The sequence below is a fragment of the Candidatus Binatia bacterium genome, from assembly GCA_036563615.1.
GTDB lineage: Bacteria > Desulfobacterota > Binatia > UBA12015 > UBA12015 > DATCMB01.
In genome coordinates, this window is record DATCMB010000013.1 from 141,252 (window position 1) to 161,552 (window position 20,301).

Consider the following 20,301-nt stretch of genomic DNA (forward strand, 5'->3'; position numbering starts at 1 on the left):
TTGGAAGGGCACCGGCGGATCTACCTCGTGCGCCACGGCGAGACGCTCTACCAGGGCGTGCGCGCGAGCGGCGCCGCGACGTCCGGCACGTACGACTTGACGGAGCGCGGCGTCGAGCAGATCCGCGCGCTCGGCGAGCTGCTGCGCAACGTCGAGGTCGACCGCGTGCTCGCGAGCCCGCTCGCGCGCTCGTTCGACACGGCGGCGTTGCTCGCGGAGCCGCTCGGGCTCGAGGTGACGATCGACGAGGACCTGCGCGAGATCACCGCAGGCTCCTACGACGGCAAGAGCGGTCGCGAGATCTTCTCCGAGGTGATGCGCTTCTTCCTGAGCCCCGACACGAACTGGGACACGCCGTACCTCGGCGGCGAGACCTACCGGCAGCTGCGCGAGCGCGCGCGCTCGTTCCTCGAGCGTGTGCTCGCGGACACGAGCTGGCGCACGCTGGTCGCGGTCGCGCACGGCGGCATCAACAACGCGCTGCTGTCGGTCGTGCTCGACAAGAACGAGGCCGCGGGGCTCGCGAACGTCGAGCAGGACTTCGGCTGCGTCAACGTCATCGACCACGACGGCGAGCGCTTCCTCGTGCGCATGCTGAACTTCACACTCTACGACCCGCTCAAGGTGGGTCTGCGTCTGCCGTCGGTGCGCATCCTCGCCGATCTGATCGGCGCGCAGATCGGCACGTCGAAGGACGACCGACGTTGAGCGGCGCTCTCAAGTCGCTCGGGAGGCAAGCCGAAACGCATGTTGGAGATTAGTTCCCTTGACTCCCTGGAGGCGGGCGATTACGTTCTGCGACCGAGGTGCTCTCCCTCGCCCCTTTCCCCTTTCGCGCGCAACACCGCCTGGGACGCCAGGCACGGCACTACGCGCCGCATGCCGCCGGCAACGCCGGCACAGAGCGCCGAGCATGCAGCACCCAACGGCGCGCGCGCGACGAGGCGACACATGGGCTCTGGGGATACGGGCACAGCGGTCACTCCTTGAATAGTTGATCCTCAGTGCAGAGTCGGCGCCACAGAGCTCGAAGCCGACGGCCGGATCGTCCTGATCCGGTGAGCAAGGTTGCGCGAGGAGCGCCAAAGGCCACGGGCAAGTCAAGGGCCCAGGCCGCGGCGCGAACGGTGGCGACACCAGTGGGCAAGACAGTGGGCAAAGTGGGACGGCCGACGAAACCCGCCGCCAAGCAGTCGGCGAAAGCAAGCAAGACGCGCGCGCGTAGCAGCGAGACCGAGCGCGAGCCTCGCAGCGCAAAGCGTCAAACGTCGGCGGCCGACACCGCGAACGCCGCCGCGACGAACGGCAAGCAGAGCACGAAGCGTGCAGCCGAGACCGCGGCGCCGGAGGTCGAGGCCAGCGCGACGACGCAGGGCGCCGTCGATCGCCGCTCCGATCCGAAGCTCAAGAAGCTGATCGACCTCGGCAAGGAGCGCGGCTACCTCACGCAGAACGAGATCAGCGAGGGCCTGCCCAAGCAGCTCGCCTCTCCCGAGGAGATCGACGGCGTCATGTCGATGCTCGGCGAGATGGACATCGAGGTCGTCGACCACGGCGAGGGTGACGCCGCCGACTTCGTCGCCGCCGACAAGGACGACGCCAGCGACTGGACCGCCGACGAGGAGACCGTCACCGAGGAGACCGCTTCGCCGAGCTCGTCGGACACCTCGGATCCCGTCCGCATGTACCTGCAGGAGATGGGCGGGGTCCCGCTGCTGTCGCGCGAGGAAGAGGTCGCGATCGCGAAGCAGATCGAGCAGGGCGAGAACGAGATCAAGGAGGCGATCTTCTCGATCCCGCTCGCGCTGCAGTACGTCATCACCCTCGCCCAGAAGCTCAAGGACGACGAGCTGACGCCGCGCGAGGTCTTCGGCGACGACGACGACGACAAGGGCAGCAGCGACGAGAAGGACCAGCAGGACGACCGCGATCAGCAGCGCGTCGAGGCGTTCCTCAAGCACCTGCCGGGCCTGAAGAAGCTCGCCGCCGAGCGGCAGCGTCTCGAGCAGCAGAGCCGCGGCCGCAAGTCCGGCGCCGAGGCCGCGAAGCTCGAGAAGAAGCGCGAGCAGCTCGCGGAGAAGATCAAGGCGGCGCTCTACGCGATGCCGCTCAACCGCAAGCACATCAACGACATCGCCGAGAAGCTGAAGGAGGCGGTGGCGTTGGTCGACAAGCCGCAGGAGCTGCTGCGCAACGCCATGCGGCGAAGCGGCAAGGACGAGGCGGAGCTGCTGCGTCATCTGCGCCGCGTCAAGCCGAACGATCGGTCGACTGCGGTCGCGGTCGGACGCGCGCTGCACATCCCGGCCGACGACGTCCTCGAGCTGGTCAACAACCTGCGCACCGAGCGGCAGAACGCAGCGCAGGTCGAGCGCGAGGTCGGCATGTCGACCGACGCGCTGCGCGCCGCGATCGAGCGGCTGCGCCGCGGCGAGTGGAAGGCGCAGGAGGGCAAGCGCGCGCTGATCGAGGCGAACCTCCGCCTCGTGGTGTCGATCGCCAAGCGCTACACCAACCGCGGCCTCGGCTTCCTGGACCTGATCCAGGAGGGCAACATCGGCCTGATGCGCGCGGTCGAGAAGTTCGAGTACCAGCGCGGCTACAAGTTCTCGACCTACGCGACCTGGTGGATCCGCCAGTCGGTGTCGCGCGCGATCGCGGACCAGGCGCGCACGATCCGCATCCCGGTGCACATGATCGAGACGATCAACAAGGTGCTCCGGACCTCGCGCTACCTCGTGCAGCAGCTCGGCCGCGAGCCAACCCCCGAGGAGATCGCGGCGCAGATGGAGATGCCGGCGGACAAGGTCCGCAAGGTGCTCAAGATCGTCAAGGAGCCGGTGTCGCTCGAGACGCCGATCGGCGACGACGAGGAGAGCGCGCTGGGCGATTTCGTCGAGGACCGGCAGAGCGTGTCGCCGGCCGACGCCGCGATGGCGATCAGCCTCGAGGAGCAGACGAGGAAGGTGCTCGCGACGCTCACGCCGCGCGAGGAGCAGATCCTGCGCATGCGTTTCGGCATCGGCGAGCGCTCGGACTTCACGCTCGAGGAGGTCGGGCAGCGCTTCGCGGTCACGCGCGAGCGCATCCGCCAGATCGAGGCGAAGGCTCTACGCAAGCTGCGCAACCCAGCGCGCGCGAAGTCTCTCGAGACGTTTGCCGGCTGAGAGCCGGATGCAGTAGTGTCCCGTAGACCCTCTCTACGGGACCGGTGGTGGAGGGAAGAGGATCCGGAGGCGCCCAGCCTCCGGATGGCGACGTGGCGGCTTCGCCCCGGGGCGCCGCGTCGTGGCTCTGAGGTGGTGGGGTGGCAGGAGCGGTCATGCAGAGCAATCTCGAGAAGGAGCTGAAGGAGTGGCGCGAGAGCCGCAGCCGGCTCCACGAGGCGACCGCCGCGGCGCGCGTGAAGAGCTTCGCGACGTCGCACGGCTTTCATCGCCGGGTGCGGGTGAACGGCCAGGAGGTCGTGGTCGTGAGCCGCGCCAAGCGGCCGCTCGGCTGAGCGTCGGCGACTTTCTTCGGCCGCCGATCGTCGGCTGACGGCGCACGTCTGGCCGGTCGGAAGTACGGGGCTCGGCGTGCGCGCACCGCGCATTCGTCCCAGATTGCGCCACGTCGTGTGACGCGGCGCAGGAAATTCATGCGCTCGCGCCACATCGTGCGCGATCGTCACGCGGACTTCGTGCGCAAATGCTTGGGCGTGCGCACATTTTCCGCACTGCACTTGGCGCATGCCTTGCTGTGCGGCAGCGCGTCCGTCAACGCGACACGCTCTGCGGGCACGGCCCCCTTTACCCGCGACATCCAGACCCCCACCTGACCTCCCGGGCTTGGCCGCGAGGCCACGAGCGTGTCCCTGACAACCACGGGAGTGCTGCCTTGAACGCGACGAAGCCAAGCCTCGCCCGCCGTGTGACGTCCGCCCTTGCGGTGCTGCTCTTGCCGGCGCTTGCGACCGCGCAGCCGGTGCCGACGGCATACGTCACCAACCAAGCCTTGAACGTGGTCCACCAGTTCCGCACGTCGGACTGGGTCTCCTTGGGCAACATCCCGGTCGGACAGGGTCCGGTCGGCATCGCGATCCCGGCGACCGGCGGTTTCGCGCTCGTGGTCAACAAGGGCAGCGAGACCGTGAGCCGCATCGACCTCGAGACCGGCACGGTGACGGCGACGATCCCCGTGCCGGGCAGCCCGTCGGCGGTCGCGGTCACTCCGGACGGCAGCAAGGCCTACGTCGTGCAGTCGATGAACTGCCCGGCGCCGCCCGAGCCGACCCCGTCGCCGACGCCGCCCGAGCCCACGCCGCCGCCGACGCCGGGCCCGACGCCCTCGCCGACGCCCGCGCCGCCCTGCACGGTCGCCGTGATCGACACGGCGAGCAACAGCGTGGTCGGCAGCATCACGGTCGGCCGCAATCCGTTCGGTGTCGCGATCGCGCCGAACGGCGCCTTCGCCTGGGTCACCAACCGCGACGACGACACGGTGTCGGTGATCAACACGCTGACCGACACGGTGATCGACACGAAGGAGGTCGGCGACACCCCCGAGGGCATCTTCGTCGGCTTCGGTGAGATCTACATCACCAACGACGCGAGCAACTCGGTCAGCGTCTACCGCGAGATCGACCTGCAGCCGATCGCGACGATCCAGACCGGCGGCAGCCCGCTGTCGGTCGCGGTGTCGCCCGACGGGCGCACGGCCGTGGTCGGCAACGACGGCGACGCGACCGCGACCATCATCAACACCGGCACCCGCACCGTGCGCGCGACCGTGCCGGTCGGCACCAACCCCGCCGGCATCGCGATCACGCCCGACTCGTCGCGCGCCGTGGTCGCCAACACCACCAGCGGCTCGCTGTCGATCGTGCCGCTCGACGGCGGCTCCGTGCAGACCGTCCCGGTGCTCGGCTCGCCGTCGGCGGTCGCGATCACGCCGGCGCCGTTCTTCCGGATCTCGAAGACCGCCGAGCCCGCCCCGGTCGCCGCCGGCGGCACGCTGGTCTACACCATCGAGTACGAGAACCGCGGCAGCGCCGCGGCGCTCGACACGACCATCACCGACACGGTGCCCGCCGGGCTCACCTTCGTGTCGGCGACCGGCGGCGGCGCGCTCGCCGGCAGCGACGTCGTGTGGGAGCTCGGCGACCTGCCGATCGGCACGAAGGGCGAGGTCCAGGCGACGTTCAACGTCGATCCGGGCATCGCCGACGGCACCGTGCTGACCAACGTCGCGACCATCACGGACGCGGCCGGCAACACGGCGTCGGACATCTCCGAGGTCGGCACCCGGGTGCCGGGCGGCTTCGGCGTGAACAACGCGACCTACTTCGTGCGCAACCGCGGCGCGAAGGACGTGCTGAAGTTCCGCGCCGACTTCCAGCTCCCGAACGACTTCGACAACGACGGCCTGACCATCACCTGGTCGAACCCGCTGCAGATCCTCGACACCGTCGAGGTCCCGGCGGGCGCCATGAAGGGCCGGCCCGGCACCAATCGCTGGCGCATCAACGCGCCGCTGCCCGACGGCAGCCGGGTGACGATCCGCATGCAGAAGCGGAAGAACGGCTTCTGGCGGATCTCGGCGACCCACGGCCGGACGGTGCTGCCGATCTCGGAGTCGCTCGAGATCACGATCAGCGGCGTGTTCGGCACCGACGTGGTGGCGAGCACCCGGACCTTCCAGCTCAAGCGCTCGAAGGCGGGCACGCAGAAGCTCGGCTTCCGCGGGGTCGCGACCGGCGGCTCGTAAGCACCGCCGATCGTTTCGAACGGCAGGGGCCGCGGATCACTCCGCGGCCCCTTTTTTTTCGTCGCGACGCCATGGCGAGAGCGTCAGATCAAGAAAAACCTCTTGTGCAGGACCAGCCGGTCCGTCATGACAGAGTTTACTACGGACGCGCACCCAGATGACTCGGACAACCTGCTACCTGCACCTGCACTGGAGGAATTCATGGACTTCGCTCGCGTCCCGCTCGCTGCCATGGCGGTCGCCACGGCGCTGCCGATGGTGTGCGCGACGGCCGCCCACGCGAAGGACTGCGGCGGCGCCGTCGCGTGCGAGTGCGGCGACCGCGTCGTCGCTTCGGTCGTGCTGCCGCAGAATCTGAACAACTGCAGCGGCGACGGGCTCGTCGTCGCGGCGGGCGTCGTCGACTGCCAGGGGCACCAGATCGCGGGCCCCGGCGATCGCACCGACACCGTCGGCGTGCTGATCCGCGGCTTCAACGCGTCGGGCGCGCAGGGCGCCGCGGTGCGCAACTGCCGCGTCCGCAACTTCGGACGCGGCATCGAGATCGACGGCGGCTCCGGCAACACGGTCGCGAACAACGTCGTGTTCAGCAACGAGATCGGCATCTGGCTCGGCGACGCGACGGCGAACAACGTCGTCGAGGACAACCACGTGCGCGACAACCGCGACGAGGGCATCCACGTCGGCAGCGGCGCGCACGGCAACCAGGTTCGGCGCAACACGCTCGTCAATAACAAAACCGAGAATCTCTACGTCATCGGCGCGCACGGCAACTCGCTCACCGACAACGTCATCGACGACTCCGACACGGCCGCGGTCCTGCTCAAGGACAGCGACGACAACGAGCTCCTGCGCAACGACATCCGCGATCGCGCCGTACTGGTGCGCGGCGACTCGAACGGCAACGTGTTCGGCGACAACGTGCTGGGCGCCGGCTACTACCACTTCCAGGCCTTCAAGGGAGACAACGGCTGGGGCTACCCGCACGACAACCACGTCGTCGGCGGCAGCATCATCAAGGCGAGCACCTGCTTCGAGCTGAACGGCGCCTACGCGAACACCTTCACAGGCGTGCTCGTCGACTCCTGCCGCATCCGCGAGGAGAAGGAGCTCGGCGGGTTGGTGCCGCACGACAACGTCTTCGACGTGACGCGCACCGACCTCGGCGAGCCCGAGTACCACGGACAGCGGCGCGCGGGCAGCATCCGGCGGATCGGCAACCCGTCGCGCCTCGACCGGCTGCGCCTCGACGTGCGCGGCATCGACCTCCCCTCGGACCTGCCCAACGGCGTGTCCATCGGCTGCACGCTGACCGACTTCCAGGGGCAGGTGTTCTCGTTCACCGTGCCGACGGGCATCCTGCGCGTCGACAACCGCGGCGTGAACTTCGTCGACGGCACGGGAACCTTCGGCGGCGTGCAGCGGCTCCGCTTCGCACGGAGCGGCCCGAACCGCTGGCGCTTGAAGCTCGCCGCACGGGTCGACCTGTCCAAGGCCGACCATCCGCTCATGACGCTCGCGTGCCAGGTGGGCGCGAGCTCCTTCTCGTTCACGGACTTCTGGATCGAGCACCGACGCGGCTGGAACCTGCGCGCGTCCTAGCAAGCACAAACTGCGGGCCGTCGGCCCGGATCAGCACGGGAGTGACATCTTGAGAACGCTTGACGTCGTCCGCATCGCATCGCTCTGCCTCCTCGGGGCCCCGCTCGCTGCCGGCGCCCAGCCGCACGCGTACGTCGCCAACCAGTCGTCGAACGTGGTGCACGTCGTGCGCACGAGCGACGGCCAGGTGCTGAACTCGATCCCCGTCGGGCTCGCGCCGACCGGCATCGCGATTCCCTCGGTCGGCGGCTTCGCGCTGGTCGCGAACAAGGGCGGCAACTCGGTGAGCCGCATCGACCTCGCGAGCTCGAACGTGTCGGCGACCATCCCGGTGCCGGGCAACCCGACCGCGGTCGCGGTGACGCCGGACGGCACGAAGGCGTACGTCGTGCAGTCGACCAACTGCCCGGCGCCGCCCGAGCCGACGCCGGGCCCGGACCCCACGCCGACGCCGAATCCCGAGCCGACGCCCACGCCGCCGTGCACGGTCGCCGTGATCGACACGGCGAGCAGCAGCGTCGTCGGCAGCGTGACGGTCGGACGCGAGCCGTTCGCCGTCGCGGTGTCGCCGAGCGGCGGCTTCGCCTACGTCACCAACCGCGCGGACGACACGGTGTCGATCATCGACACGACGACCGACACGGTGATCGGCACGGTGTCGGTGGGCGACACGCCCGAGGGCATCGCCGCCGGCTTCGGCACGGTCTACGTGACGAACGACGCCGCCAACTCGGTGAGCGTCTACCGCGAGATCGACTTCCAGCCGCTGGTGACGATCGGCGTCGGCGCGGGCCCGGTCGCGGTCGCGGTGTCGCCCGACGGGCGCACGGCGGTCGTCGGCAACGACCTCGGCGCGAGCGTCTCGATCATCGAGACCGGCACGGAGACCGTGATCGGCACCCGCGCGGTCGGCACCAACCCGACCGGGGTCGCGATCACGCCGGACTCCGCGCTCGCCGTGGTGGCGAACAGCACGAGCGGCACGGTGACGATCCTGCCGCTCGACTCGCCGACGCCGGTCCGCACCGTCGAGGTGCTCGGCTCGCCGACGGCGGTCGCGATCGAGCCGGCGCCGCACTTCTCGATCGAGCACGAGGCGACGCCGTTCGTCGCGGTCGCGGGCGGCAACGTGACCTACACGATCTCGTACCAGAACCTGGGCAGCGGCCCGGCGCTCGACACGACCGTCACGCAGGCCTTCTCGCCGCTGCTCACGTTCGGCTCCGCGACCTTCGGCGGCACGCTCGTCGGCGCCGACGTCGTGTGGAACCTCGGCACGGTGGCGCCCGGCACGGTGGGGACGCTCGAGGCCTCGTTCAGCGTCGCCGGCGCGCCGCCGCTGATCGACGGCGACGATCTTTCCACGGTCGTGACGATCGCCGACGCGAGCGGCAACTCCGCGAGCGACAGCCTGACGATCGGCACCCGCGTCCCGGGCGGCCTCGGGCTGATCCAGGGCAACTACAACAAGAAGAACGCGGTGAAGCCGCGCGACGCCTGGCGCTTCAAGGCGCAGATCCCGCAGCTCGTCACGCCGTTCGGCAACACCGAGGACGTGACCATCACCTGGAGCACGCCGAACCAGGTGATCACGACCTTCACGATCCCGGCCGGCGCCTGGAAGGGCCGCGCGGGCAGCAACCGCTACAACTTCACGGGGCGCGACATGCTCGGACCGGGGAGCCGCGTGCGCGCCAACTTCGCGCTGCGCGGCAACGGGCTCTGGCGGCTCAACGTCACGGCGGCGAACGTGACGCTGCCGATCGTCGAGGTGCCGCCGGTGATCACGATCACCGCGAACGTCGGCCCGGACGTCTACGCGAGCACGCGCGAGTTCCGCGTCCGCAAGACGTCGAAGCCGAACACCCAGCGCTTGAGCTACCGCTCCGTGATCGCCGGCGATTGATCGCCGACGCATGAGCGTCAGCCGGCGGGAGCCAGGAGCCCCCGCCGGGCTGGCGGCGGCTCGCAGCACGGGCTAACCTTTCCTGCAGCTGATGGCCGCACCAGATCGCGAAGGCGACGCAGGCGTCGTCACCCGCACACGGACCGACAAGAAGCTCGAGCGACCCAAGCTCTACCGCGTCCTTCTCCACAACGACGACTACACGACCCGCGAGTTCGTGGTCTGGATCCTGCAGGTCGTCTTCCACCGAAGCGAGACCGAGGCAGTCCAGATCATGCTCCACGTGCACAACAACGGCGTGGGCGTCGCGGGCGTGTACCCGTTCGACGTCGCGCAGGCGAAGGTCGAGAAGGTGCTCGAGCTGGCGGAGCAGCACGAATTCCCGTTGCTGTCGACGCTGGAGCCCGAATGAGCGCCCCGTCGATCACCGCCGACCTGCAGGCCTCGCTCCGGCAAGCGATCGATGAGGCGCGCAAGCGCCGCCACGAGTACCTGACGCTCGAGCATCTGCTGCTGGCGTTGCTCGACAACCCGCAGGTCGCGCGCATGCTCGAAGCGCTCGGCGCCGACCTCGGCGTGCTGCGCCGCGAGCTGCAGCAGTTCCTCGCCGAGGCGCTCGAGACGCTGCCTCCGGGCGTGCACCGTCCGCCCGAGGAGACGCCCGGCATCCAGCGCGTGCTGCAGCGCGCCGCCGTGCACGCGCTCAGCGCGGAGCGCAACACCATCGATGGTCCCGCGGTGCTGGTCGCGTTCTTCCGCGAGCCGAGCTGCCACGCGCTCTACCTGCTCGAGCAGCAGGGCATCACCCGGCTCGACGTGCTGCGCTACATCTCGCACGGCCTCAACCCCGAGGGCGTGGGCGGCGTGCGGCAAAGCGGCGAGGGTGGCGAGGAGCGCGAGGAGGTCGGCGCCGGCGAGGAAGAGGGCTCGGGCCCGATCCGCGACCCGCTCGGCACCTTCTGCACCGATCTGCGCGCGCGCGCCGCTGCCGGCCTGATCGATCCGCTGATCGGCCGCGAGGCGGAGCTCGAGCGGACGATCCACGTGCTCGCCCGCCGGCGCAAGAACAACCCGGTGTTCGTCGGCGAGCCCGGCGTCGGCAAGACCGCGATCGTCGAGGGGCTCGCGCGTCGCCTGCACGAGGGCACGGTGCCCGAAGCGCTCAAGGCGTCGACCATCTACGCGCTCGACATGGGCGCGCTGATCGCCGGCACCAAGTTCCGCGGCCAGTTCGAGGAGCGCCTGAAGGCGGTGCTGAAGGCGCTCAAGCAGAAGCCCGGCGCGATCCTGTTCATCGACGAGATCCACACCGTGGTCGGCGCCGGCGCGACCTCCGGCGGCACGATGGACGCGTCGAACCTGCTCAAGCCCGCGCTCGCGAACGGCGAGCTGCGCTGCATCGGCGCGACGACGTACCCCGAGTACAAGCAGTCCTTCGAGCGCGACCGCGCCCTCGAGCGTCGCTTCCAGAAGATCGACGTCAAGGAGCCGACCGTCGAGGAGACGGTGCAGATCCTCAAGGGCCTCGCGAGCCGCTACGAGGAGCACCACGGCGTCAAGTACGAGGAGGAGGCGCTGGTCGCGGCCGCCGAGCTCTCGGCGAAGCACATCAACGACCGCCACCTGCCCGACAAGGCGATCGACGTCATCGACGAGGCGGGCGCCGCCGACAGCATCCGTCCCGAGGGAAGCCGCAAGCACCGCGTCGACGCGCACGACATCGAGGTCGTGGTCAGCAAGATCGCGCGCATCCCCGAGAAGACGGTCTCGGTGTCGGCACGCGAGCAGCTCGAGCGCCTCGAGCCCGAGCTGAAGAAGGTGATCTACGGCCAGGACCACGCGATCGAGCAGCTCGCGTCGGTCATCAAGCTGCAGCGCTCGGGGCTCGGACACGGCGAGCGTCCGATCGGCTCGTTCCTGTTCGCGGGTCCGACCGGCGTCGGCAAGACCGAGCTCGCGAAGCAGCTGGCGCGCATCATGGGCGTCGAGCTGCTGCGCTACGACATGAGCGAGTACATGGAGAAGCACACGGTGTCGCGCCTGATCGGCGCGCCGCCGGGCTACGTCGGCTTCGATCAGGGCGGGCTGCTCACCGACGCCGTGCGCAAGAACCCGCACGCGGTGGTGGTGCTCGACGAGATCGAGAAGGCGCACCCCGACCTGTTCAACGTGCTCCTCCAGGTGATGGACCACGCGACGTTGACCGACAACACCGGTCGCAAGGCGGACTTCCGCAACGTCGTCCTGATCCTCACCACCAACGCCGGCGCGCGCGACCTGACCGCGGCGACCATCGGCTTCACGGGCCAGACGAACGCCGGCTCCGCGAAGGGTGCGATCGAGCGTACCTTCAGCCCGGAGTTCCGCAACCGCCTCGACGCGATCGTGATCTTCAACCCGCTCGACCCGGTCGCGATCGCCCGCGTGGTCGACAAGAACCTCGCCGAGCTCCACCAGCAGCTCGCCGAGAAGAAGGTCGTGCTCGAGGTCACCGAGGCGGCGCGCGCCTACCTCGCGGAGAAGGGCTTCGACCGCCTGTTCGGCGCTCGTCCGATGGCGCGTCTCATCGAGCAGGAGCTCAAGCGCCCGCTCGCCGACGCGATCCTCTTCGGGCCGCTGAGCGAAGGCGGCAACGCCATCGCAGACGTCGAGGACGGGAAGGTCGTCCTACGCTTTCAGCCGAATGCCGGCTGAAGCGGTCGGCTCGCTGCGCGGCGCCGACGGCCTGACCCTGCGCTACTCGCGCTGGAACGGCGGCGGGGCGCCGATCGTGGTCCTGCACGGCGGCGGGCAGACGCGTCACGCCTGGGAGGAGAGCTGCGCGCACCTCGGCGAGCTCGGCTACGACGTGACCGCGCTCGATCTGCGCGGCCACGGCGAGAGCGACTGGTCGCCGGAGCAGAAGTACGGGCTCTGGGACTTCGCGGCGGACGTCGTCGAGGCGCTGCCGCAGCTCGGACACGAGCGCGCGGCGCTGCTCGGCTTCTCGCTCGGCGGGCTTGTGAGTCTTCACTTGACGGCGCGCCGTCCCGAGCTCTGCGCCGCGCTGATGCTGGTCGACGTCGCGCCGCGCCTCGAGACCGAGGGCGTGCGCCGCATCCGCGACTTCATGTCGCGCTACGAGAGCTTCGGCTCGCTCGACGAGGTGGTCGCGGCGCTGCGCGAGTACAACCCGCACCGCCCGCCGGACTCGATCCGCCCGGAGTCGCTGCTGCGCAACCTCCGCCGGCGTCCGGACGGGCGCTTCGAGTGGCACTACGACCGCTTCTTCCGCACACCGGTCGAGGACCAGGACGGCCAGTACCGCTCGCGCATCATGGGGCTCAGCCACGAGGAGCTGCTCGCCGACGCCCGCCAGGTGCGCTGCCCGACGCTCGTCGTGCGCGGCGCGATGAGCGACGTGCTGAGCGACGAGGGCGTGCGCGAGCTGCTCGAGGTCATCCCGCACGCCGAGGCGGCGACCGTCGAGCGCGCCGGACATCAGGTCGCGGGCGACCGCAACGACGCCTTCCTGGTCGCGGTCAAGCCCTTCCTGCAGCGCCGCTATCCCGCCTCGGGCTAAGCCTTGCTTCGGCTTCGGCCGAAAGACTAGGACCGAGGACCAGGGAATGCATTGCCTGCTGCGCCTGGCGGACGCCCTGCTCGGGCTTCTGGCGGGAACGCGCAGCGCGGAGTCGAGGTCGCCGATGCCCGAGGTCGATCCGCAATTCGAGCTGCGTCAGCTCCTGAAGGCGTACCGCCGGGGGCTGATCTCGGACGAGCTGTTCGAGGAGCAGCTGCGCGAGATCCAGAACGGCGGCGGGGCGGCACCTGCCGCGGCGCCGGCGCGCACCTACCGCGTCCGCGACAAGACGTTCACCAGCGAGCGCGCGATGCTGCGCCACTTCCTCGACGAGTTCCGCGCCGGCGAAACCTTCGGCGGCGAGGTGTTCGGCGAGTGGTGCGCGGTCGCGAGCGATCCGCGCGTGCGCGGCGGGCTCGTCGTGGTGCGCGAGCGCGAGGCGATGCACGGACGTCTGCTGGCAAGGCGTCTCGCCGAGATCGGCGGCGAGCCGCGCGCGACGCTGCCGGAGAAGTTCCGCGAGGCCGCGCGCGCACGGCTCGCGTCGCGCGAGATCTCCGACGCCGACAAGATCGCCGACTTCATGCGTCGCCTGCCGTCGCCCGAGGCGGCGATCGCGCCGATCCGCGAGGTCATCGCGCAGATCGAGGAGGACGGCGAGACGCGCGCGCTGCTCGAGAGCATCCTCGAGGACGAAGCCGCGACCGTGCGCTGGTTCCACGCGACCGGCGCGCTGCTCGGCGTGGCGCCGCCGGCTGCGCAAAACGGCGAGAAGATCCGTCAAGCGAGCGTGTAGAAGCTACACGCGAAGCCCGTCGAGCTTGCACGGCGCGCGCGGGACGCACGCCGAGCGCGACATGGAAGCTTGCGCGCGCCGTCGCGCCGCTGCTGACGCGCGCCGACCTGGCGCTGGCACGGATCTCGCGTCGCGAGCGCGCATGCCGCGAGCGATCTGGTCCGGTCACATCACCTTCGGCCTCGTGTCGATCCCCGTCGCGCTGCACAGCGCGGTCGAGTCGTCCGAGCGCGTGCACTTCCGTCAGCTGCACCGCAAGGATCTGTCGCCGATCCGCTACAAGAAGTTCTGCAGCAAGGAGGACCGCGAGGTCCCGAACTCGGAGATCGTCCGCGGCTACGAGGTGTCGAAGAACAAGTACGCCGTCGTCGAGGAGGACGAGCTCGACGAGGTGCAGGCGGAGGTCGGCGAGGGCGACCGCACGATCGACATCGTGCAGTTCGTCGACTTCGGCTCGCTGAACCCGCTGCTGTTCGAGAAGCCGTACTACGTCGCGCCGGTGAAGGGCGGCGAGAAGGCGTACGGCGTGCTGCGCGACGCCTTGCAGGAGACGCGCAAGGCCGGCGTCGCGCGCTTCTACATGCGCACGCGTCCGCTGCTCGCCGCGCTGACGCCGACCGGCAACGTGCTCGCGCTCGAGGTCATGCGCATGGTCTCGGAGCTGCGCGACCCGAAGAAGCTCAGCGTCAAGACGGTCGCGGCGCGCTCGAACGAGGTCAAGATGGCGAGCACGCTGATCGACCAGATGACCGGCGAGTGGGACCCGACCGAGCACCCGAACCGCTACCGCAAGGCGCTCGAGAAGCTGATCGCGAAGAAGCCCAAGTTCGACGTCGAGAAGGCGGCCGCCGAGGAGCGTCCGAAGGGCGGCAAGGTCGTCGACCTGATGCAGGCGCTGAAGGACAGCCTCGAGAGCGGACGCCGCAAGCCGGCGCGCAGCAAGCCCGCGCGCAAGAAGACCGGTCGCAAGAAGGCCGCGTAACGACGACGCAGACCACGCAGACCGCTGCCGCGGCAGGTCCTCGACCCGCCGTCCTGCCTGGCCTCGGGCAGCCGTCCCGCCGCCACCTCCCCTGCCGTCGCGTCCGGCAGACCGTCGGTTGACAGCAGGCAGTTCGGTACGGCAATCCTAGCGGGTTGCGGCGCTCGCCACCCTCCGTCCGGAGGCGGCCGGCACCGCGCCGTGTATCCCCGTTAGCCCGAAAAAGAAGGAACCTTTCAAGGGAGGTCTGCGTCACATGCTGCTCGAAGGGAAAGTTGCGATCATCACCGGCGCCGGTCGCGGCATCGGCAGGGAAGAGGCGCTCCTGATGGCGAAGCACGGCGCGAAGATCGTCGTGAACGACCTCGGCGCGCACTTCGACGGCAGCGGCGCACCGACCGACACTCCCGCCCAGGAGGTCGTCAACGAGATCAAGAAGATGGGCGGTGAGGCGGTCGCGAACGGCGAGAGCGTCACCGACTTCAAGGGCGCGAAGCGCATCCTCGAGTGCGCGCTCGACCACTTCGGCAAGTGCAACATCCTGGTCAACAACGCCGGCATCCTGCGCGACCGGATGATCTTCAACATGGACGAGGAGTCCTGGGACGCGGTCGTCGCGGTGCACCTCAAGGGCACCTTCAACATGTCGCACCACCTCTGCGCGTACTGGCGCGAGGAGCACAAGAAGGGCAACGTGCTGAACGGCCGCATCATCAACACGTCGTCGGACGCGGGCCTGCTCGGCAACGTCGGCCAGAGCAACTACGGCGCGTGCAAGGCGGCGGTCGCCGCGATGGCGATCATCATCGACGCCGAGATGCGCAAGTACGGCGTCACCGCGAACGCGATCGCGCCGCTCGCGCGCACGCGTCTCACGGTCGAGGCGACGCCGTCGACCGCGGGACTGATGGGCGCCGAGGTGAAGGAGGGCCAGTTCGACGTCTGGGGCCCGCAGAACGTCGCCCCGCTCGTCACCTGGCTCGCGAGCGACGACGCGGCCGACGTGCACGGCGAGGTGTTCCGCGTCGGCGGCGGCACGGTGTTCCTGCTCCAGGGCTGGCACACCGTCGGCAAGGTGCGCAACAACACGACCTGGGATCCCGAGAAGCTCGGCCCGGCGCTCAAGGCGGAGCTCGCCAAGGGCATCACCAAGAAGGAGAGCATGGCCGACATCCTGGGCGAGGGGCTCTGAGCGCTCGCCCAGCGCACGCTTCGAGGGCAGGGCGCCGCAGGGTGCCCTGCCCTCTTTTGCTTGACCCGTGTATCCCTACAAGCACGTCCTCTTCGTCTGCCACGCCAACACGTCACGCAGCGTGATGGCGGAGCACCTGCTGATCCGTCTCTTGTCGGACCACGCCGTGCCGTCCGACGCGGTGGTGGTGACCTCGGGCGGCATCGCGCCGTACGCGCGCGACGGCAGCCTGGTGTCGCTCGACACGCGCCTCGTGCTGCGTGACGTCGACATCCACCTCGAGCCCGACGCGGTCGCGCGCGACCTGAAGCGTGGGCACCGTCACCTGCTCGACCAGGCGGATCTGATCCTCACCATGACGCGGCAGCAGGTCGACATGGTGCGCGCGCAGATGGGCGACACCGGCGATCTCACCAAGCCCATCATGACGCTGCGCGACTTCGCGGGTCTCGGCGGCGACATCGAGGATCCCGCGGGCCAGGACGAGAGCGTCTTCGTCGCGACGCGCAACCGCGTCGCGCACGCGCTCGAGCACGCGCTGCCGAAGCTCGTGCCGGGCGCGCCGGGGCGCGACGTCGCGACCTGCGAGGAGTGCGCGCAGGAGCGCGCAAGCGCCGCCGCGCGCGGCTGAAGCTGCAGCTCCGCGCCAGCGCGCAGCCGAAGCTCGTCAGCTGCGCGCCGCGACCTGGAACACCGCGCGGTCCTGCAGGCGGACCGCGGTGAGCTTGTTGCCCCACACGGCGCCGGTGTCGACGCCGATCGCGTGGCGCCCGAGGTAGAGGCCGAGCGCCGCCCAGTGGCCGAAGACGACGGTGACGTCCTTCTCCTTGCGGCCGGCGAACCACGGCCGGCAGCCCGGCGGCGCCTCGTCCGGCGGACCGCTGAAGTCGAGACACGGAATCCCGTCGCGCGTGCAGGTGCGCAGCCGGGTCAGCGCCTGCAGGATCAAGCGCAGGCGCTCGAGGCCGCGCAGCTCCTCGCGCCACGGCGTGCGCGACGGCTCGCCGAGCGACTCGAGGATCCGCGCCGCGTCGCGGCTCTGGATCGCCTGCTCGGCCTCCTCGGCGAGGCGCTCGGCGTCCGCGGAGGTCCAGCTCGGCAGGATGCCGGCGTGGACGACCAGGTGCCCGTTCTCGCGGTGCGCGAGCGGGCGGGTGCGCAGCCAGTCGATCAGCTCGTCGCGATCGCGCGCTTCGAGCACGTCGTCGACCGTGTCGCGCTTCTTGCGGCGCGCAGCACCGAGCGCGCGCGCGATCAGGTGCAGCTCGTGGTTGCCGAGCACCGTCACCACCGAGCGCTCGTTGCGCATCGCCCAGCGCAGGACCTCGAGCGACTTCGGCCCGCGGTTGACGAGGTCGCCGACCAGCAGCAAGCGATCGCGTGCGGCATCGAATTCGATGCGCTCGAGCAGCCGCTGGAGCGTGCCCCAGCAGCCCTGGATGTCACCGATCGCGTACGTCGCCATGGTCGCCCGGCCTCACCCCTCCGCGAGCGACGATCCTAGCATCGACGCGCCCGTCTTGGACACGTCCGGGCGACCGCGCGGCGACGAACGGAGCGGCGCTGAACGGCGCCGCTACAGCAGCACGCCGGGATTCATGATGCCGTGCGGATCGAGCGCCGCCTTCACGGCGCGCAGCACGGCCATGCCGCTCTCGCCGAGCTCGCGCGGCAGCCAGTCGCGACGCACGCGGCCGATGCCGTGGTGGTGCGCGATCGTCGCGCCGGACGCGATCGACGTCTCCATCGCCGCCGTCCATGCTTGACGGTAGATGCGCTCCTGCTCGTCCGGCGCGGTCGCGGTGCCGACGAAGGTGAAGTAGATGTTCACGCCCGTCGTGTAGCCGTGCGAGGTGTGGCCGCTCGCCGCGATGATGCCCGGCACGGCCTTGATCGCGTCGGTCACCGCGCGGTGCAGCGGGCGGACGCGGTCCCAGGTCGCCGCGACCTCGATCGTGTCGACGACGAGCCCGCCCGCGAGCAGCGCGTCCCAGGACGGCACCTGGTTGCGGTGCGCGAGCCAGTGCCGCAGCGGCTCCTCGCCGAGCAGCGTGCCGCCACGCGCGCGACACGCCGCACGCGCCGCTTCGAGCTCCGCCTCGAGCGCCGGCGTCATCGCCGCCGTGCCCTCGCTCATGACCAGCAGCAGCGGCGCCGGCTGCTGCACCCAGGTGCCGAAGTTCCGCTGCGCCTCGACCTCGTCGTAGAGCCGCAGCACCGCCGGACGCCAGCCGGCCTGCAGGATCTCCCGGCTGATCTCGATGCCGTCGTCCCAGCTCGCGAGCGTCGCGGCGAAGCCCTGCTGCCAGTCGGGCTTGGGTGAGATCTTGAGCGTGATCTCGGTGACCACACCGAGCGTTCCCTCGGCGCCGAGGAAGAGCTGGCGCAGATCGGGGCCGGTCGCGGCGCGCGGCGCGGGGAACGTGCGCAGCACCTTGCCGCCGGGCAGCACGACCTCGAGCGCGAGCACCAGATCCTCGATGTTGCCGTAGCGGGTCGAGAGCTGTCCCGACGCGCGCGTCGACACCCAGCCGCCGACGCTCGAGAGCGCGATCGACTGCGGGAAGTGGCCGAGCGTGAAGCCGCGCTCGGAGAGCAGACGCTCGCACTCGGCGCCGTTGAGGCCCGCCTGCACGGTCGCCGTGAGCGCGTCGCCGTTGACGTCGACGAGCGCGCTCATGCGCCGCATGTCGAGCACAATCGCTTCCCGGCCCGGACGCACGCCGCCGCAGACGCCGGAGCCGAGCCCGTACGGCACGACCGGAACGCGGCGCTCGTCGGCGATCGCGAGCACGCGCGCGACCTCGTCCGTGGACTCGGGGTAGACGACGCACGGTGGCGCCGGCGCGGGCTCGGGGCCGCGGTCGCGGATCGCCTCGAGCGCCCAGTAGTCGTGCGCGTGCGCCCGGAGATCGGCCGCGTCGGTCACCACCCGTCCGGGCGGCAGCGCCGCAGCCAGGGTCTCGACGATGGTCGTCGCGTCACTCATGCTCGCTGTCCCGCTCCTCGCTCGCTGCGCCAGGCGACGTCCTCCGCGACCCGCGCCCGGTAGTGCTCGATCTCCGTTGCTTGACGTCGCTCGTCCCAGCCCAGGCGCCGCGCGAGGATCGCCGCGACGCGCTCGACGTCGGCAAGCCCGTTGCCGGGCGCGAACAGGTTGGCGCGGGCGCGGCGCTCGAGGACGTCGCACACCGAGAGCGCGCACTCGGCGTCGATCGCGTGCTCGACCTCGGCGTCGGAAAGCGTCGTGCGCACGATCGGCACCGGCGTCTCGCCCTCGACGAGAGGCACGTCGGCGGTGCGGCAGGGCCCGGCGGCCTTCGAGCCGAGACGCTCGACGACCGCGTCGACCACGCGCTCCGCCATGCGGCGGTAGGTCGTGAGCTTGCCGCCGGCGATCGACAGCAGCCCGTTCGGCTCGATGATGATCTCGTCGCGGCGCGAGATCTCGGACGGCTTCTTTCCCTCCTGATGCAGCAGCGGCCGGACGCCCGCCCAGGCGCCGCGCACGTCCTCGTGGGTGATGCGCGCCTGCGGCCAGGTGCGGTTCGTCGCCTCGAGCAGGTAGTCGACGTCCTCGCGCGTGATCGTCGGACGCTCGACGGCGCGGGGGTAGTCGGTGTCGGTCGTGCCGATCCAGAGGATGTCGCCGTACGGCACGACGAACACCATGCGGCGGTCGAGCGCGCGCATCACGACGATGTCGTCGACCGGCAGCCGCTCGCGCGAGACCACGAGATGGATGCCCTTGGTCAGGTGCATGCGCGGCGCGACGTCGCCGCCGAGGCGCCGGACCGCGTCGACCCACGGACCGGACGCGTTCACCACGACGCGCGCCTCGACGACGAGCTCGCGTCCCGCGATCTCGTCGTTCACCGTCACGCGCAGCGCGCGACCGGCGGAGGACGCGTTGCCCGACGTCACGGTATGCCCGGGCGCCTCCGCGAGCGCGATCGCCGGCGCGTAGGAAGCGACCAGCGCGCCCGCGCGCTTCGCCGACTTGACGGTCTCGAGCGTGAGCCGCGCGTCGTCGGTGATGTACTCGGTGTAGACCGCCGCACCCTGCAGGCGGTTCGCGTCGAGCCCGCGGATGTGGTCGAGCGTCTCGTCGCGACGCCAGATCTCGTGGCGCTCCTCGGCGTCGATGCGCGCCATCTTCTCGTAGGCCCAGAGCCCGGCGCGCAGCTTCATCAGGCCCGCGCTGGTGCGACCGAAGACCGGCAGCGCCATCCGCGCGGCGACCGCGAGGTGCGGCGCCATCTGGCGCAGACGACGCCGCTCCTGCGCGGCCTCGAGCACGAGCCCGACCTCGCCCTGCTCGAGGTAGCGCAGACCGCCGTGGATCAGCTTCGAGGAGCGGCTCGACGTGCCGGACGCGAAGTCACCGCGCTCGATCAACGCGGTGCGCAGCCCGCGCATCGCCGCGTCGCGCGCGATGCCCGCGCCGGTGATGCCGCCACCGATCACCAGCAGCTCGACGCCGCCGCGCGACATCTCGTCGAGGTCGCGCTCC

The 20,301-nt window shown here is 70.4% G+C and carries 16 protein-coding genes; 13 read left to right on the top strand and 3 right to left on the bottom strand.

The genetic code is table 11. The annotated features are described in order from the left end of the window. The 13 genes from VIS07_10315 (at window position 1) to VIS07_10375 (ending at window position 16,419) form a co-directional block, all read left to right on the top strand. Window positions 1–708 (top strand): histidine phosphatase family protein, encoded by a 708-nt coding sequence (locus VIS07_10315; protein HEY8515894.1) that lies wholly within the window; start codon window positions 1–3, stop codon window positions 706–708. Window positions 709–1,160: 452 nt separating this feature from the next. Next, window positions 1,161–3,167, top strand: coding sequence for an RNA polymerase sigma factor RpoD (gene rpoD / locus VIS07_10320; GenBank protein HEY8515895.1), 2,007 nt, complete (start codon window positions 1,161–1,163; stop codon window positions 3,165–3,167). 155 nt (window positions 3,168–3,322) lie between these two features. Then, window positions 3,323–3,502, top strand: a complete 180-nt coding sequence (locus VIS07_10325) for a hypothetical protein (protein ID HEY8515896.1) — start codon at window positions 3,323–3,325, stop codon at window positions 3,500–3,502. Between the two features lie 410 nt (window positions 3,503–3,912). Further along, the gene (locus VIS07_10330) at window positions 3,913–5,748 is read left to right on the top strand and encodes a hypothetical protein (protein HEY8515897.1); all 1,836 of its coding nucleotides are present in this window, start codon (window positions 3,913–3,915) and stop codon (window positions 5,746–5,748) included. A 201-nt stretch (window positions 5,749–5,949) separates the two neighbouring features. Further along, on the top strand, window positions 5,950–7,350 hold the full coding sequence (locus tag VIS07_10335; protein HEY8515898.1) for a NosD domain-containing protein: 1,401 nt from the start codon (window positions 5,950–5,952) through the stop codon (window positions 7,348–7,350). 49 nt (window positions 7,351–7,399) lie between these two features. Continuing rightward, window positions 7,400–9,256, top strand: coding sequence for a hypothetical protein (locus VIS07_10340; protein ID HEY8515899.1), 1,857 nt, complete (start codon window positions 7,400–7,402; stop codon window positions 9,254–9,256). A 91-nt stretch (window positions 9,257–9,347) separates the two neighbouring features. Continuing rightward, complete coding sequence (locus VIS07_10345) at window positions 9,348–9,668, top strand: ATP-dependent Clp protease adaptor ClpS (GenBank protein ID HEY8515900.1); 321 nt, start codon at window positions 9,348–9,350, stop codon at window positions 9,666–9,668. Continuing rightward, window positions 9,665–11,950 carry an ATP-dependent Clp protease ATP-binding subunit ClpA gene (gene clpA / locus VIS07_10350; protein HEY8515901.1) on the top strand — a complete coding sequence of 762 codons (2,286 nt, stop codon included), beginning with the start codon at window positions 9,665–9,667 and terminating at the stop codon, window positions 11,948–11,950. The genes VIS07_10345 and clpA overlap by 4 nt, the downstream gene beginning before the upstream one ends. Then, complete coding sequence (locus VIS07_10355) at window positions 11,940–12,818, top strand: alpha/beta hydrolase (GenBank protein HEY8515902.1); 879 nt, start codon at window positions 11,940–11,942, stop codon at window positions 12,816–12,818. The genes clpA and VIS07_10355 overlap by 11 nt, the downstream gene beginning before the upstream one ends. 46 nt (window positions 12,819–12,864) lie before the next feature. Then, window positions 12,865–13,614, top strand: coding sequence for a ferritin-like domain-containing protein (locus VIS07_10360; GenBank protein ID HEY8515903.1), 750 nt, complete (start codon window positions 12,865–12,867; stop codon window positions 13,612–13,614). Window positions 13,615–13,756: 142 nt separating this feature from the next. Further along, a complete protein-coding gene (locus VIS07_10365) occupies window positions 13,757–14,596 on the top strand; it encodes a Ku protein (GenBank protein HEY8515904.1) in 840 nt (279 codons plus the stop codon). A 256-nt stretch (window positions 14,597–14,852) separates the two neighbouring features. Further along, window positions 14,853–15,788 carry an SDR family oxidoreductase gene (locus tag VIS07_10370; protein HEY8515905.1) on the top strand — a complete coding sequence of 312 codons (936 nt, stop codon included), beginning with the start codon at window positions 14,853–14,855 and terminating at the stop codon, window positions 15,786–15,788. A gap of 67 nt (window positions 15,789–15,855) precedes the next feature. Beyond that, window positions 15,856–16,419 (top strand): hypothetical protein, encoded by a 564-nt coding sequence (locus tag VIS07_10375; protein ID HEY8515906.1) that lies wholly within the window; start codon window positions 15,856–15,858, stop codon window positions 16,417–16,419. Window positions 16,420–16,455: 36 nt separating this feature from the next. Here the strand turns inward: VIS07_10375 and VIS07_10380 are convergent, their stop codons facing one another. From VIS07_10380 to VIS07_10390, 3 genes are all read right to left on the bottom strand, one after another. Next, the gene (locus VIS07_10380; GenBank protein ID HEY8515907.1) at window positions 16,456–17,253 is read right to left on the bottom strand and encodes a symmetrical bis(5'-nucleosyl)-tetraphosphatase; all 798 of its coding nucleotides are present in this window, start codon (window positions 17,251–17,253) and stop codon (window positions 16,456–16,458) included. Window positions 17,254–17,364: 111 nt separating this feature from the next. After that, window positions 17,365–18,777 carry an FAD-binding oxidoreductase gene (locus tag VIS07_10385; protein ID HEY8515908.1) on the bottom strand — a complete coding sequence of 471 codons (1,413 nt, stop codon included), beginning with the start codon at window positions 18,775–18,777 and terminating at the stop codon, window positions 17,365–17,367. Next, entirely contained in the window at window positions 18,774–20,282 is a 1,509-nt protein-coding gene (locus tag VIS07_10390; GenBank protein ID HEY8515909.1) for a glycerol-3-phosphate dehydrogenase/oxidase, read from the bottom strand. Before VIS07_10390 ends, VIS07_10385 begins: the two co-directional genes overlap by 4 nt. Window positions 20,283–20,301: the final 19 nt, after the last annotated feature.